Source organism: Halorhodospira neutriphila (assembly GCF_016584055.1).
GTDB lineage: Bacteria > Pseudomonadota > Gammaproteobacteria > Nitrococcales > Halorhodospiraceae > Halorhodospira > Halorhodospira neutriphila.
Genome location: NZ_NRSH01000055.1, coordinates 1 through 14,168, shown reverse-complemented (window position 1 = coordinate 14,168; position 14,168 = coordinate 1). Strand labels below are relative to the sequence as shown.

Genomic DNA, 14,168 nt, shown 5'->3' with positions numbered 1-14,168 from the left:
GCCGAGGACCTCGCGGCCTGGGCCGAGGGGCCGGGGGCCGCCGAGGGCTAGAGGGGGCGGCAGCCGGCGCGGCCCGCCATGCTGGGGGGGAGCCAACGGCACAGAGGGAGGACAGCGACCATGGGAGCCCGCCGTACCGCGGTGGCGATTGCCGCCGCCCTGCTGGCGCTCGCCGGGTGCGCCGAGAACCCGGTCACCGGCGAGCGGGAGCTGCGGCTCGTCTCCGAGCGCGAGGAGATCGCCCTCGGCGAGCAGCAGTACCAGCCGACCCTGCAGAGCATGGGCGGCCCCTACACCACCGACCCGCAGCTCGTCGAGTACGTCCGGCGGGTGGGCCAGCGCGTCGCCGCCGAGAGCGACCGCCCGGGCCTGCCCTACGAGTTCACGGTGCTCAACGACTCGACGCCCAACGCCTGGGCGCTGCCCGGCGGCAAGATCGCCGTCAACCGCGGCCTGCTCCGCGAGATGGAGAGCGAGGCGGAGCTCGCCGCGGTGCTCGGCCACGAGGTTGTCCACTCGGCGGCGCGGCACAGCGCGCAGCGCCTCGAGCGCGGCATGCTCATGCAGGCCGGCGTGGCGGCGCTCGGCGTGGCGACCCGGGGGCGGGACTGGCAGGCGCTGGTGGTCGCCGGCGCCGGCGTCGGGATGCAGCTCGTCAGCCAGCGCTACTCGCGGGCGGCGGAGCACGAGGCGGACCGCTACGGGACCCGCTACATGGCCCGCGCCGGCTACGACCCGCGGGCGGCGGTGAGCCTCCAGGAGAAGTTCGTCGCCCTCGCCGAGGGCGGCGAGCGGAGCTGGCTCGAGGGGCTGTTCGCGAGCCATCCGCCCTCCCGGGAGCGGGTCGAGCGCAACCGCGAGCTCGCCGAGCGGCTGCTCGCCGAGCACGAGGGCGAGGCGCTGCGCGTCGGCGAGGCGCGCTACGCCGAGCGGATCGCCCCCCTCGAGCGCCACCGGGAGGCCTACGCCGCCTACGACGAGGGGCGCCGCCGGCTCGCCGAGGGGGAGGCGGAGGTCGCCCTGCAGCGCGCCGAGGAGGCCATCGCCCAGCGGCCGGCGGAGTCGGCCTTCCACGCCCTGCGCGGGGCGAGCCTGGCCGAGCTGGGCCGCAAGGCCGAGGCGGCGCAGGCCCTGGACCGCGCCATCGAGCTCAACGGCCGCTACTTCGCCCCGCACCTGCGCCGCGGCCTGCTCGCCCAGGAGCAGGGCCAGGCCGAGACGGCCCGCCGCCACCTGGAGCGGGCCAACGCCCTGCTGCCCACGGCGCCCGCCCACTGGGGGCTCGGGGTCCTCGCCGAGCAGCGCGGCGCCCGCGAGGCGGCCGTCGAGCACTTCCGGATCGCCGCCGAGTCCGAGAGCGACTACGGGCGCCGGGCCCGGGAGGCGCTGGCGCGGCTGCGCGGCTAGGGGGGGCGCCTCCGGCGCTGGCGTCATAATCTTGTAAATAGAATGTCTTCTAATGATCGTCCATGGGTAGCGTCACCCGTGTCGAGGAGAGGGCATGACAGGCAAGATCCTAATCGTCGAGGACGATCCGGCGGTGCGCGAGATGCTCGTCAGCTCGCTCGAGCGCGGCGGCTTCGACACCACGGCGGCGAGTGACGCCATGCAGGCCTCGGAGAAGCTGCGCGAGGCGCCCCCGGAGCTGATCCTGCTCGACTGGATGCTCCCCCAGGTCAGCGGCGTCGAGTGGGCCCGCAAGCTCAAGGGCGACGAGGCGACCCGGGAGATCCCGATCATCCTGCTCACCGCCCGGGGCGAGGAGGAGGACAAGGTCCGCGGCTTCGAGTGCGGCGCCGACGACTACGTCACCAAGCCGTTCTCGCCGCGCGAGCTCAGCGCCCGCATCAAGGCGGTGCTGCGGCGCACGGCCCCGGCGAGCGCCGACGACCCGGTGGAGGTCGACGGCCTGCTGCTCGACCCCGTCAGCCACCGGGTCACCGGCAACGGCCAGACCCTGGAGATGGGGCCGACGGAGTTCCGCCTCCTGCGCTTCTTCATGACCCACCGGGAGCGGGTCTTCACCCGCGCGCAGCTGCTCGATCACGTCTGGGGGACGAACGTCTATGTCGAGGAGCGGACGGTGGATGTGCACATCCGGCGCCTGCGCAAGACCCTCGCCGAGACGGGGCACGAGTACCTGGTGCAGACCGTCCGGGGCGCCGGCTACCGCTTCTCCGAGCAGGCCTGAGCCGCCGGCCAGGCCCGCGCGAGGGGAGGGGAGCCGGCGATGATCCGCAACCCGTGGCCAGCCTTCGCGGCGCGCGTGGCCGCCGCCGCCGTCGGCGGGGCCGTCGTGGCGGCGGCCACCGGCCTGTGGTGGCAGACGGCGGCGGTGCTGCTCGCCGCCGCCTGGCTGTGGAACCTCTGGCAGCTCCAGCGCCTGGAGCGCTGGCTGCGGCTCGACTACAAGATCGAGCCGCCGAGCGCCTCGGGGGTGTGGGGCGAGCTCTTCCAGACCCTCTACCGCCAGCGCCGCCGCCAGCGGGACCGCCGGCGGCGGCTGCGCCGGACGATCCGCGAGTACCAGGAGTCGGCGAAGGCCATGCCGGACGCCACGGTGGTGCTGCGCAGCCGCGACCGGGTGCTGTGGTGGAACGACGCCGCCCGCCGCCTGCTCGGGCTGAGCTGGCCCCAGGACGAGGGCCAGCGCATCGGCAACCTCATCCGCGCCCCCGAGTTCCTCGAGTTCCTCTCCCAGGCGGGCAGCGCCGGGGAGTCGCTGATCCTGCCCTCGCCGGCGGATACCGAGACCCCCCTGGAGATGCGGCTGGTGCCCTACGGCCGCGACCAGCGGCTCCTGCTCGCCCGCGACGTCACCCGCACGCAGCGCCTGGAGACCATGCGCCGCGACTTCGTGGCCAACGTCTCCCACGAGCTCAAGACGCCCCTGACCGTCATCTACGGCGTCGCCGAGGAGATGGCCGAGGAGCTCGCCGAGGCGGACCCCCAGTGGGCGCCCTCGGTGCAGCTGCTGCGCGACCAGGCGCGGCGCATGCAGCGCCTCGTCCAGGACCTGCTCATGCTCTCGCGCCTCGAGACCGGCGGGGTGGCGGCCGAGCGCCAGCCGGTGGCGATGCCGGCGCTGCTCGACGAGCTCTGCGCCGAGGCGCGCGCCCTCTCCGGCGAGCGCGGCCACCGCATCGAGCTCGAGGCGCAGCCGGGGGTGAACGTCCTCGGCGCCGAGTCGGAGCTGCGCAGCGCCATCTCCAACCTGCTCTCCAACGCGGTGCGCTACACCCCGGACGGCGGCACCATCCGCGTGGGGTGGCACGCCGATGGGCACGGCGCCTACTGCCGGGTGGCCGACGACGGGATCGGCGTGCCCCGGGAGCACCTCTCGCGGCTGACCGAGCGCTTCTACCGCGTCGACAAGGCCCGCTCCAACGCCACGGGCGGCACGGGGCTGGGGCTGGCGATCGTCAAGCACGTCATCAATCGCCACGGCGGGCGCCTGGAGATCGCCAGCGAGCCGGAGCAGGGCTCGACCTTCACCCTGGTCTTCCCGCCGGAGGCCGTCACCTACGAGGCCGCCGCCGCGAGCGCGTAAAGGAACTGTAATGGGGCGGTCAAGCCAAGGTCAGATCCGGCCTGCAGACTCAGCCCTGCTGTACGGCAGCTAGGCATCGATCAGCGTGTTCGTCGCAACTGACGAGGCTACCGCAGACTTTTCGCAACCCGGAATGGGAGGCACTCGATAATGAAAGCGTTGCACAGACTCGGTTTCGCGGCCGCAGCGACCGCGGCGACGGCGAGCCTCTTCGCCGCCGGCACCGCCGAGGCCCGTGACCAGATCCGCATCGTCGGCTCGTCCACGGTCTACCCCTTCGCCAGCTACGTGGTCGAGGAGTTCGGCGCGACGACGCAGTACCCGACCCCGGTGATCGAGTCCACCGGCTCCGGCGGCGGCCTCAAGCTCTTCTGCGCCGGTGACGGCCCGGATACCCCGGATATCACCAACGCCAGCCGCCCGATCAAGGTCAGCGAGTACGAGCGCTGCCAGGACAACGGCGTGCAGAGCATCTCCCAGGCGGTGATCGGCTCCGACGGGATCGTCCTCGCCAACACCGCCGACGCCCAGCGCTTCGAGCTCACCCTCGAGCAGATCACCCGCGCCGTGGCCGCCGAGGTGCCCCGGAACGGCAAGCTGGTGGAGAACCCCAACAAGTACTGGGACGACATCGACTCGAGCCTGCCGCACAACGAGATCCTGATCTACGGCCCGCCGACCACCTCCGGCACCCGCGACGCCTTCGAGGAGCTGGTCATGGAGGCCGCCTCCGAGGAGATGGGCTACGACGGCCCCTACACCAAGATCCGCCAGGACGGCGCCTACGTCCCCGCCGGCGAGAACGACAACCTCATCGTCCAGAAGCTGACGCGGAACGAGGAGGCCCTCGGCATCTTCGGCTACAGCTTCCTCGACCAGAACCGCGACCGCATCCAGGCCACCCCGGTCAACGGCGTCGAGCCGACCACGGAGGCCATCGCCGCCGGCGACTACCCGATCGCCCGGAGCCTCTACTTCTACGTCAAGAACGGCCACGCCGGTAAGGTGCCCGGCCTCTACGAGTACGTGGAGATGTTCCTCTCCGAGCGGATGATCGGCGACATGGGCTACCTCAAGGACGAGGGGCTGATCCCGCTGCCCGCCGGCCGGCGCGAGGAGATCCGCCAGGCGGTGCTCAACAAGGAGCGGCTGACCCGCCTCGAGGTCAAGGCCCTGAACCAGTAGGGCGGCCGGGCGGGCTGCCGGGGCCGGAGGGCGGTCCCGGCAGCCGCCGCTTTTCACGATATTGTCACATTTTCGAGATACCTTCTCGGGCGTTTACGGGAGCCCCAGGCTGCCGTAAGCGCGCCACCGGCGTGCCCTCCCCGGCTAGGGCCTCCTAGGCCTCGAGGGCGCACCCTTTCGCACGAGGAGTCTCCTGTTGAGCACTGGGCAAGTCATCTTGAGCTTCCTGGCCGGGCTCCTGCCCCTGGCGCTGCTCGCCTACGGCCTGGGGCGCCGCCGGGCGCTGGCCGTCGCCGGCGGGCAGGACCGGGCGCTCCACTCCCGGCCGGGCTTCTACGGCTGGTACGCCGTGGTGCTCATGGCCGTGCCCGCCGTGGCGATGGCCCTGCTGGCGACGCTGCTCGACCTGCTGGGCCTGATCGACGCCCCCGCGACCCTGATCCTGGCCGCCGCGCTGGCCCTGGCGGCCGGCGGCCTGTGGGCCGCCGAGCGCACCATCCAGCCGGGGCTGCGGGCGCGCAACATCGTCGAGGGGGCCGTGCGCTGGCTGCTGATCACGGCGGCGTCGGTCTCCATCCTGACCACCCTGGGGATCCTGCTCTCCATCCTCTTCGAGGCGATGCGCTTCTTCCAGATGGTCAGCGTCTGGGAGTTCCTCACCGGCACCACCTGGAGCCCGGATACCGCCTTCCTCGGCGGCGCCGGCCGCGGTGGCGAGGGGCAGGCCGAGGCGGAGTTCGGCTCGGTGCCGCTGTTCGCCGGCACCTTCATGATCACCGCCATCGCCATGGCCGTGGCCCTGCCCATCGGCCTGCTCTCGGCGATCTTCCTCTCCGAGTACGCCCCGCCGCGGGTGCGCGGCGCCGTCAAGCCGGCCCTGGAGGTCCTCGCCGGCATCCCCACGGTGGTCTACGGCTTCTTCGCCGCCATCACCGTGGCGCCCCTGGTCGTCGACGTGGCCACCGCCCTGGGGCTCGACGCCAGCTACCAGAACGCCCTGACGCCGGGGATCGTCATGGGGATCATGATCATCCCCTTCGTCTCGTCGCTCTCCGACGACGTGATCAGCGCCATCCCCATGAGCATGCGCGAGGGCAGCTTCGCGCTCGGGGCGACGCCCTCGGAGACGATCAAGCACGTGCTGCTGCCGGCGGCCCTGCCGGGCGTGGTCTCGGCGTTCATCCTGGCCATCTCCCGCGCCCTGGGCGAGACCATGATCGTGGTGATGGCCGCCGGGCTGCGCCCCAACCTTACCGCCAACCCGCTCGAGTCGATGACCACGGTGACGGTGCGCATCGTCGATGCGCTCACCGGCGACCAGGAGTTCAGCAGCCCTGAGACCCTCTCGGCCTTCGGGCTGGGGCTGGTCCTGTTCCTCGTCACCCTCATCCTGAACACCGTCTCGCTGACCATCGTTCGCCGCTTCCACGAGAAGTACGAGTGACCCCCGAGGAGACCGGCATGGCTGCGCCCAACCTACAAGCCGAGAAGCGGATCCGGCAGCGCTACCGCCGCGAGAGGCGCTTCAAGGCCCTCTGCGTCGGGGCCATCCTCCTCTCGGTCCTGTTCCTGGTCTTCTTCTTCACGGACATCATCCAGCGCGGCTATACGGCCTTCTACCAGGCGCAGATCCAGGTGGACGTGACCTACACCGAGCGCACCGTCAACCTGCCGCCGGCGGCGGTGGACAGCGAGGTGCGCCCCTTCGTCAGCCGCGGCTGGCTGCGCCAGCTCCCTGACCACGTCGAGCAGGACCCGGGGCTGATGGGGCAGACCGTGACCCGCTGGGTCACCGCCGACGCCCCCGTCGGCCAGTACCTCAAGGGCAAGCACTCGGGGCTGACCGAGGAGCAGAAGGCCACGGTGGACCGGCTCCGGGAGGCGGGGCGGATCGAGCTCGCCTTCAACTCCCACTTCTTCACCCGGGGCGACTCGAAGATGGCCGAGATGGCCGGCATCAAGTCGGCGGTGGTGGGCACGATCCTCACGCTGGCGGTGACCATGGCGGTGGCCTTCCCCATCGGGGTGATGAGCGCCGTCTACCTCGAGGAGTTCGCCACGGACAACCGCTTTACCCGCTTCATCGAGGTCAACATCAACAACCTCGCCGCGGTGCCCTCGATCCTCTACGGCCTGCTGGGGCTGGCGATCTTCATCAACTTCATGGGGGTGCCGCGCTCCTCGGCCCTGGCCGGCGGGCTGACCCTGGCGCTGATGACCCTGCCGATCATCATCATCACCACCCGGGCCGCCCTGCGGGCGGTGCCGGACTCGATCCGCGAGGGGGCCTTCGGCGTCGGCGCCAGCCGCCTGCAGATGGTCTCCCACCACGTCCTGCCCCTGTCGCTGCCGGGGATCCTCACCGGCTCGATCATCGGCCTGGCGCAGGCCATGGGCGAGACCGCCCCGCTGCTGCTGGTGGGCATGATGGCCTTCATCCCCGCGGCCCCCGAGGGGGTGACGGACGCGGCGACCGTGCTGCCCGCACAGGTCTATACCTGGGCCTCCATGCCCCAGCGGGCCTTCGACGAGCTCACCGCCGCCGGGATCCTCGTCCTGCTGGCCGTGCTGCTGACCCTCAACGCGACCGCCGTCCTCCTGCGCAAACGCTTTGAACGGCGCTGGTAAGGAGCTTGTACCATGCGAATGCCTCAGCCGAACGACAATCCGGGGAACTCGGGGGGGGTCGCCGCACGATCCTCCTTGGGGGGCGCCGAGCTACGCGAGGGGAGCGATACCGTGGAAGGCGAAGACCACCGCCCGCAGCCCGCTGCAGCCCCCGGCGTGACCCGCGCCCCTGAGATCGCGGCCGGGCACGACGCCGAGGAGCCGACCCACCCGACGAAGGTGGACGTCCGCGGCCTGAACCTCTGGTACGGGGAGACCCAGGCGCTGTTCGACGTCAGCCTGCGGATCCCCGAGAAGGACGTCACGGCGCTGATCGGGCCCTCGGGCTGCGGCAAGTCCACCTTCCTGCGGTGCATCAACCGCATGAACGACCTCATCCCCTCGGTGGCCATCCAGGGCCAGCTGCTGCTCGACGAGACGGACGTCTACGGCCCCGATGTCGACGTCGTCCAGCTGCGCTCGCGGGTGGGCATGGTCTTCCAGAAGCCCAACCCCTTCCCCAAGTCCATCTACGAGAACATCGCCTACGCCCCGCGCATCCACGGCCTGGCCAAGAAGGGCGCGGAGATGGACGAGCTGGTGGAGACGAGCCTGCGCAAGGCGGGGCTGTGGAAGGAGGTCTCCGACCGGCTGAGCATGCCGGGCACGGCCCTGTCCGGCGGGCAGCAGCAGCGGCTGTGCATCGCCCGCGCCATCGCCGTGAACCCGGATGTTATCCTCATGGACGAGCCGGCCTCGGCCCTCGACCCGGTGGCCACCGCGACCATCGAGGAGCTCATCGACGAGCTGCGGAGCAACTACACCATCATCATCGTCACCCACAATATGCAGCAGGCCGCCCGCGTCGCCCGCTATACGGCCTTCTTCCACCTCGGCGAGGTCATCGAGTACGACGACACCGACACGATCTTCACCAACCCCCGGCAGAAGCGGACCGAGGACTACATCACCGGCCGCTTCGGCTGAGGAGCGCCCCCATGAACGACGACGACATCGAGCAGAGCTTCTTCAAGCAGCACATCTCCCAGCGCTTCAACACGGAGCTCGAGGAGATCCACAGCCGCGTCCTCTCCATGGGCGGGCTCGTCGAGCAGCAGCTCGCCGACGCCGTGACCGCCATGGTGGAGACCCGCTCCGAGCTCGCCGAGAAGGTGGTGACCAGCGACTACAAGGTCAACGCCCAGGAGGTGGAGCTCGACGAGGAGTGCACCGAGATCCTCGTCCGGCGCCAGCCGACGGCCTCGGACCTGCGCCTGGTGCTCGCGGTGATCAAGACGATCACCGACCTCGAGCGCATCGGCGACGAGGCCGAGCGCATCGGCCGCATGGCCCTGCACTTCCTCGAGCTCGACCGGCAGACGGCGCCGATCTCCGAGCTCGGCGAGCACGTCCGGGGGATGCTCCACGGCGCCCTGGACGCCTTCGCCCGCATGGACGTCGAGCAGGCGGTGCGGGTGGCCCAGCAGGATATCCACGCCGACAGCCAGTACGAGGTCATCGTCTACCGGCTCATGGACCAGATGATGAGCAGCCCCGAGGCCATCCCGCGGGCCATGGACGTGGTCTGGACGGCCCGCTCCCTCGAGCGCATCGGCGACCGGGCGCGGAATATCTGCGAGTACGTGGTCTACTTCGTCCGCGGCAAGAACGTCCGCCACACCAGCTACGAGCAGATGGCGGAGGAGGCCACCGGCGACCGCCACTGAGGCGCTCGCCGGTGGCAGCCTATGCGGCCTATAGGGTAGGGCGCCTCGAGGGGGCGGGCCCTGGAGCGGGGAGGCTAGGCGTCAGGGCGACGCCTAGAACTCCTCGATCACGCGGAACTCGTTGCCGAGCGTCAGCACCCGGTCCTTGATCTCGTCGCGGCTCGCCCGGAAGGTGGCGAGGATCTCCTTCTCGCTGCCCGTGGCCTGGGCCGGATCCTCGAGCGGCCAGTGGTAGTGCGTGACCGTCGCGGGCAGGGCGGGGCACTGCTCCTGGGCGTGGCCGCAGAGGGTGATCACCATGTCGACCTGGCCGAGCAGCTCCTCGGTCAGCGGGGTCGATGCCTGATCGCTGATGTCGACATCGTCCTCCGCCATCACCTGCACCGCCCGCTCGTCGACCCCGCGGGGCTCGAGGCCCGCCGAGAGCGGCTCGAGGAGGTTGGCGCCGAGCTCGCGGGCGAACCCCTCGGCCATCTGCGAGCGGCACGAGTTGCCGGTGCACAGGAACAGCACGCGCTTCTTTTCGCTCATTGCAGTACCACGTTCGGGTGAGTGTCCGGACAGTTTACAGGAAAGGGGCCGGCCGATCCGAGCCCGCGCTGGGCGAGGGCGCGGTGGCCGGCGGCGCCCGGGGCGGGCGCCGGCGAGGCCGGCAGGGAGGCCTCCAGGGCGCGGCGCGCGCACTCGCCGAGGGCGCGGCTGAGCTGGCCGTCGACGAGCAGGCCGTCGAGCGCCGCGCTCAGCTCCAGGGGGTCGCAGGCCCGGCGCAGCCCCCCGCTCTGCACCAGCCGCTGCACCCGCGCCTGGATGCCCGGGTCGTGCGCCCCCTCGTCCGCCTCGGCGTAGGGGCCCATGACCATGGGGACGCCGGCCATCGCCGGCCCCGTGGGGTCGGCGACGCCGGCGGTGACGAAGCTCGAGCCGATGAAGGCGGCGTCGGCCGCGGCCTGGAAGGCCCGCAGCTCGCCCGGGGTGTCGAGCAGGTAGATCTGGGTTCCGGCGTCGCAGCCGTGGCCGTCGCTGTGGCGGCGGACCTGGAAGCCGCCCTCGATCCGGAGCCGGGCGTAGATGGTGCTGCACTGCCCGGGGCGCTCCGGCGCGATGACCAGCAGCATCCCCGGATGCCGGCTCTCGAGGCGGATGAAGGCGGTGGCGAGGGCCGCGACCTCCTCCGGGTGGATGCCGGTGGCGATCCAGACGCGGCGCTGGCGGCCCAGCGCCTCGCGGACCGCCCGGCCGGCCAGGCGGTAGCGGTCCAGGGGCTGGTTCTCGCGGATCTCGAGGGTCGGCCCGGGCCCTGCCTGGGAAGGGCGCTCGCGGAAAGCCATGTCGCTCTCCTCCTTGGTCGTCGTCTTTAAGAAGCCGCTTGGTGCACGGAGCGATCCCTGCGCCGCGGATCCGCCGCGCTCACCCCACCAGCGCGAAGAGCGCGGCGATCGGGGAGGTGAGGCTGGCGTAGGCCAGCGCCCCGCCCATGGCCGCGCCGGCGGCGACGTCCGTGGGGTAGTGCAGGCCGAGGACCACCCGCGAGGCGGCGATGAGGATCGCCACGGGTACCAGCCACAGGGTCAGGGCGGGGAAGTAGGCCGTGGCGAGCATCGTGAAGGCGACCGCGTGCAGCGTATGCCCCGAGGGGAAGCTGTAGCGGTCGAGCGCGGGGGTGGCGGGCACGAGCTGCGGATCGCTCTCGCAGGGGCGCAGCCGCCGCGTGCTGCTCTTGATGAGCTTGTACAGGAGCAGCCCGACGACCCCGGTGGCGGCCATATGGACCACGGCCGGGATGGCCGCTCCGCCCTGGACGATCAGCAGCGCCGCCATCAGGGCGTACCACAGCACGCCGTCGCCGAGGCGGCTCACCGTGACGAACAGGAGCTTGGACAGGCGCAGGTGCTGCAGACGGGCCAGGGCGAAGCACAGCTCCATCTCCCAGCGTTGCAGGCGAATCAGGGTCCACTGCATACGGCCACCCCTTCAGGGTCGGTGGTAGTCTCGGAGGCTGCGCTGGCTAAGATCCGGCTAAAGCGCTCCGCGATTCGGGGCCAGCTGGCCCGGCCGACGGCCTCTCGGGCGGCTTGCCCCCAGGCGCGGCGCTCCGTGGGCGCGAGGGCGGCGAGATCGCGCGCCGCAGCGAGCCACGCCTCCTCATCGTTCAGGGGGGCGAGCCGGCCGCTGCGGCCGTCGGTGATATAGGTCGCCGCCGCCGCGTAGTGGAACGCAACGACCGGCAAGCCGCTGGCGAGTGCCTCCAGGGTGACGTTCCCGAAGGTCTCGCTCAAGCTCGGGAAGAGGAAGAGGTCGGCCGAGGCGTAGTAGCGCGCCAGCTCGCCGCCGTGCCGGGGGCCGGCAAAGATCAGGTCCGGATGGGCCCGGCGCAGCGCCTCCCGCAGGGGGCCGTCGCCGACGAGGACGAACCGCGCCTCGGGCTGCCGGGCCTGGATGGCGCGGAAGCCGGCGATCGCCAGCGCCAGGTTCTTCTCGGCGGCCAGGCGGCCGACGTAGAGCGCCACGGGGGCGCCCTCCCTCGCCCGCCACCCCTCGCGCAGCCGCGGGCAGCGGCGCGCCGGGTGGAACAGGCGCCGGTCGACGCCGCGCGATAGGGTCTGGACCCGCTGGTAGCCGTCCGCCGCCAGCCCGCGGGCCAGCTCTGGGCTCGGGACCAGGGTCGCCGCGCTGCGGTTGTGGAAGTGGCGCAGGTAGCGCCGGATCCAGGGCCGCAGGCCGGAGAGCGCGTAGTGGTCGCTGTAGGCCTCGAATCGCGTGTGGAGGCCGCTGACAGCGGCGATCCCCAGCCGCCTGGCGGCCCGCAGGGCCGCTAGCCCCAGGGGGCCCTCGGTCGCGATGTAGATCGCCTGGGGGCGCTTCTGCCGCCAGAGCTCGGTGAGCAGCCGGGGGCGGACCAGGCCGCAGCGCACCCCGCGGTAGCTGGGCACCGGCAGGCCGGCCACGGAGTGGATGCCGGGCTCGTAGCCGCGGGGGCGGGCCGGGTGCCGAGGGACGACGAGGTCGACCTCGGTGCCCCGGGCCCGCAGCTCCCGGCAGATCTGGGAGAGGGTGTGGGCCACCCCATTGGTCTCCGGCGCGTAGGTCTCGGAGACCACGGCGATCCGGCGGAGCGGGAGCGGCTGGGAGTGCAGGGTATCCATGGGCACGGAGGCTAGGCGGCGTGTTTTGCAGGGTAATGACTCGTCTATGGGGGCTCAGTGACACCGGCTGCCCCCTCCGTAAGCCTAGTGGCTCCTGAGCGGCTACTGATATGCTTGCTCCGCTATGAAATTGTACTCGGCGAAGCGCTCATTCCGTCACGACGAGGTGCCGGCCCTAGGGGTCTTGATCGCCAACCTCGGCACCCCGGACGAGCCGACCCCCTCCGCCCTGCGCCGCTACCTCCACGCGTTCCTCTCGGATCCGCGGGTGATCGAGCTGCCGCGCTGGCGCTGGTGGCCGATCCTCTACGGGATGGTGCTCCGCACCCGGCCGAAGAAGTCGGCCGAGGCGTACCAGGAGGTCTGGGGCGAGGACGGCTCGCCGCTGCTGAGCATCGGCAAGCGCCAGGCCGAGGGCATCCAGCAGCGCCTCGAGGCGCGCAACGCCGTCGGCCCCTTCGCCGTGGAGCTCGGCATGCGCTACGGCAACCCCTCCATCGCCTCGGCCCTGCGGCGGCTGCGCGAGGCCGGGGCGCGGCGGATCGTGGCCCTGCCCCTCTACCCGCAGTACTCGGCCTCGACGACCGGCTCGACCTTCGACGCCGTGGCGCAGGAGCTGATGCGCTGGCGCTGGGTCCCCGAGTTCCGCCTGATCGGCCAGTACCACGACGACAAGGGCTACATCGAGGCGCTGGCCAACTCGATCCGGGAGCACTGGGCGCGCGAGGGGCAGGGCGAGCGGCTGCTCTTCTCCTTCCACGGCATGCCCAAGCGCTACCTCTTCGACGGCGACCCCTACCACTGCCAGTGCCAGAAGACGGCCCGCCTCGTGGCCCAGCGCCTGGGGCTGGCCCCGGGGAGCTGGGACGTCGCCTTCCAGTCGCGCTTCGGCAACGAGGAGTGGCTCAAGCCCTACACCGACGAGACCGTGGTGCAGCTGGCGCGGGACGAGGGGGTCAAGCGCCTCGACGTGATCTGCCCCGGCTTCGCCGCGGACTGCCTGGAGACCCTCGAGGAGATCGCCGGGGAGAACCGGGAGTACTTCGAGGCCAACGGCGGCGAGCGCCTCGCCTACATCCCCGCCCTCAACGACCGCCACGACCACCTCGACGCCCTGGCCCGGCTCATCCTCCAGCACGCCCAGGGCTGGCCGGAGGCGGCGGCCTCGCGGGACTGGGAGGAGGAGCGCTGGCAGCTGGCCGAGACCGCCGAGCGCGCCCGGCGGATGGGGGCGCAGGCGTAGCCGCGCGCCGCCCTTGGGCCTCCCCATCCCGCCCCTCGAGCTCCTCCTCGCCGCGCTGCTGGTGGCCCTCGGCAGCTTCCTGCAGGGCGCGCTGGGCTTCGGCCTGGCCATCTTCGCCGCCCCGCCGCTCTTCCTCATCGACCCGGCCTTCATCCCCGGCCCGGTGCTCTTCGTGGCCATGGTGATCTCCGTGATCATCGTCTGGCGCAACCGCGCCGGGCTGGCCCTCGGCGAGCTGGGCAGCGCCGCCATCGGCCGCATGCCGGGCATGGCGGTGGCCTTCTGGCTGCTGGCCGCCGCCGCGCAGTGGCTCCTCTCCCTCGTGCTGGGGGCCGCGGTGCTGCTCGGGGTCGTCGTCAGCCTCCTGCCCGGCGATATCCGGCCCACCCGCAACCGCCTGCTCGTCGCCGGCTTCCTCTCCGGGTTCATGGGCACGGCCACCTCGGTGGGCGGGCCGCCGATGGCGCTGCTCTACCAGCACGCCCGCGGCCCGCATATCCGCGCCAACCTCGGCGGGTACTTCCTCTTCGGCTCGACGGTCTCCCTGGCCGGCATGGCCCTGCTCGGCCACTTCGGCCGGGCGGAGCTGGCGCTCGCCCTGGCGGTGACGCCGGGGGCGCTGGCGGGGGTGCTCCTGTCCGGCCGCGTCCACCGCTGGGTGGATGCGGGGCGCATCCGGCCGGCGCTCCTGGCGCTGTGCGCGCTCTCGGCGG

14 protein-coding genes are annotated in these 14,168 nt (G+C 72.0%); 10 read left to right on the top strand and 4 right to left on the bottom strand.

Features of this window, described 5'->3' with window-relative positions; translation table 11 throughout:
- The first annotated feature begins 120 nt into the window (after positions 1 to 120).
- The 8 genes from CKO13_RS06350 (at position 121) to phoU (ending at position 9,069) form a co-directional block, all read left to right on the top strand.
- Positions 121 to 1,407, top strand: a complete 1,287-nt coding sequence (locus CKO13_RS06350; protein WP_200258011.1) for a M48 family metalloprotease — start codon at positions 121 to 123, stop codon at positions 1,405 to 1,407.
- Between the two features lie 94 nt (positions 1,408 to 1,501).
- On the top strand, positions 1,502 to 2,191 hold the full coding sequence (phoB, locus tag CKO13_RS06345) for a phosphate regulon transcriptional regulator PhoB (protein ID WP_200258005.1): 690 nt from the start codon (positions 1,502 to 1,504) through the stop codon (positions 2,189 to 2,191).
- A gap of 39 nt (positions 2,192 to 2,230) precedes the next feature.
- Positions 2,231 to 3,550 (top strand): phosphate regulon sensor histidine kinase PhoR, encoded by a 1,320-nt coding sequence (gene phoR / locus CKO13_RS06340; protein WP_200258003.1) that lies wholly within the window; start codon positions 2,231 to 2,233, stop codon positions 3,548 to 3,550.
- A gap of 159 nt (positions 3,551 to 3,709) precedes the next feature.
- Positions 3,710 to 4,735, top strand: a complete 1,026-nt coding sequence (locus CKO13_RS06335) for a PstS family phosphate ABC transporter substrate-binding protein (RefSeq protein ID WP_242467923.1) — start codon at positions 3,710 to 3,712, stop codon at positions 4,733 to 4,735.
- A 196-nt stretch (positions 4,736 to 4,931) separates the two neighbouring features.
- Entirely contained in the window at positions 4,932 to 6,179 is a 1,248-nt protein-coding gene (pstC, locus tag CKO13_RS06330; RefSeq protein ID WP_207132114.1) for a phosphate ABC transporter permease subunit PstC, read from the top strand.
- Between the two features lie 17 nt (positions 6,180 to 6,196).
- On the top strand, positions 6,197 to 7,363 hold the full coding sequence (gene pstA / locus CKO13_RS06325) for a phosphate ABC transporter permease PstA (protein WP_200258001.1): 1,167 nt from the start codon (positions 6,197 to 6,199) through the stop codon (positions 7,361 to 7,363).
- Between the two features lie 156 nt (positions 7,364 to 7,519).
- A complete protein-coding gene (gene pstB / locus CKO13_RS06320) occupies positions 7,520 to 8,329 on the top strand; it encodes a phosphate ABC transporter ATP-binding protein PstB (RefSeq protein ID WP_476702775.1) in 810 nt (269 codons plus the stop codon).
- A gap of 26 nt (positions 8,330 to 8,355) precedes the next feature.
- Positions 8,356 to 9,069 (top strand): phosphate signaling complex protein PhoU, encoded by a 714-nt coding sequence (gene phoU / locus CKO13_RS06315; RefSeq protein WP_200258023.1) that lies wholly within the window; start codon positions 8,356 to 8,358, stop codon positions 9,067 to 9,069.
- Positions 9,070 to 9,162: 93 nt separating this feature from the next.
- Here phoU and CKO13_RS06310 read toward each other — a convergent pair whose 3' ends face one another.
- The 4 genes from CKO13_RS06310 to CKO13_RS06295 all read right to left on the bottom strand — a co-directional run bounded on the left by CKO13_RS06310 (position 9,163) and on the right by CKO13_RS06295 (position 12,212).
- Entirely contained in the window at positions 9,163 to 9,600 is a 438-nt protein-coding gene (locus CKO13_RS06310; RefSeq protein WP_200257999.1) for an arsenate reductase ArsC, read from the bottom strand.
- A complete protein-coding gene (locus tag CKO13_RS06305) occupies positions 9,597 to 10,397 on the bottom strand; it encodes a 3-deoxy-D-manno-octulosonic acid transferase (RefSeq protein WP_200257998.1) in 801 nt (266 codons plus the stop codon). Before CKO13_RS06305 ends, CKO13_RS06310 begins: the two co-directional genes overlap by 4 nt.
- A 79-nt stretch (positions 10,398 to 10,476) precedes the next feature.
- Positions 10,477 to 11,028, bottom strand: a complete 552-nt coding sequence (locus CKO13_RS06300) for a phosphatase PAP2 family protein (protein ID WP_242467922.1) — start codon at positions 11,026 to 11,028, stop codon at positions 10,477 to 10,479.
- Positions 11,013 to 12,212, bottom strand: a complete 1,200-nt coding sequence (locus CKO13_RS06295; RefSeq protein ID WP_200257996.1) for a glycosyltransferase family 4 protein — start codon at positions 12,210 to 12,212, stop codon at positions 11,013 to 11,015. The genes CKO13_RS06300 and CKO13_RS06295 overlap by 16 nt, the downstream gene beginning before the upstream one ends.
- A 124-nt stretch (positions 12,213 to 12,336) precedes the next feature.
- Between CKO13_RS06295 and hemH the strand changes: the two genes are divergently transcribed.
- A complete protein-coding gene (gene hemH / locus CKO13_RS06290; protein WP_200257994.1) occupies positions 12,337 to 13,455 on the top strand; it encodes a ferrochelatase in 1,119 nt (372 codons plus the stop codon).
- A gap of 13 nt (positions 13,456 to 13,468) precedes the next feature.
- On the top strand, positions 13,469 to 14,168 hold a 700-nt coding region (locus tag CKO13_RS06285), incomplete at its 3' end, for a sulfite exporter TauE/SafE family protein (RefSeq protein ID WP_200257991.1).

Excerpts from the sequence above, each read along its gene's own strand:
- CKO13_RS06350 (WP_200258011.1), top strand. The coding sequence starts at position 121 with ATGGGAGCCCGCCGTACCGCGGTGGCGATTGCCGCCGCCCTGCTGGCG.
- phoB (WP_200258005.1), top strand. The coding sequence starts at position 1,502 with ATGACAGGCAAGATCCTAATCGTCGAGGACGATCCGGCGGTGCGCGAG.
- phoR (WP_200258003.1), top strand. The coding sequence starts at position 2,231 with ATGATCCGCAACCCGTGGCCAGCCTTCGCGGCGCGCGTGGCCGCCGCC.
- pstA (WP_200258001.1), top strand. The coding sequence starts at position 6,197 with ATGGCTGCGCCCAACCTACAAGCCGAGAAGCGGATCCGGCAGCGCTAC.
- CKO13_RS06310 (WP_200257999.1), bottom strand. The coding sequence starts at position 9,600 with ATGAGCGAAAAGAAGCGCGTGCTGTTCCTGTGCACCGGCAACTCGTGC.
- CKO13_RS06305 (WP_200257998.1), bottom strand. The coding sequence starts at position 10,397 with ATGGCTTTCCGCGAGCGCCCTTCCCAGGCAGGGCCCGGGCCGACCCTC.
- CKO13_RS06300 (WP_242467922.1), bottom strand. The coding sequence starts at position 11,028 with ATGCAGTGGACCCTGATTCGCCTGCAACGCTGGGAGATGGAGCTGTGC.
- CKO13_RS06295 (WP_200257996.1), bottom strand. The coding sequence starts at position 12,212 with ATGGATACCCTGCACTCCCAGCCGCTCCCGCTCCGCCGGATCGCCGTG.
- hemH (WP_200257994.1), top strand. The coding sequence starts at position 12,337 with ATGAAATTGTACTCGGCGAAGCGCTCATTCCGTCACGACGAGGTGCCG.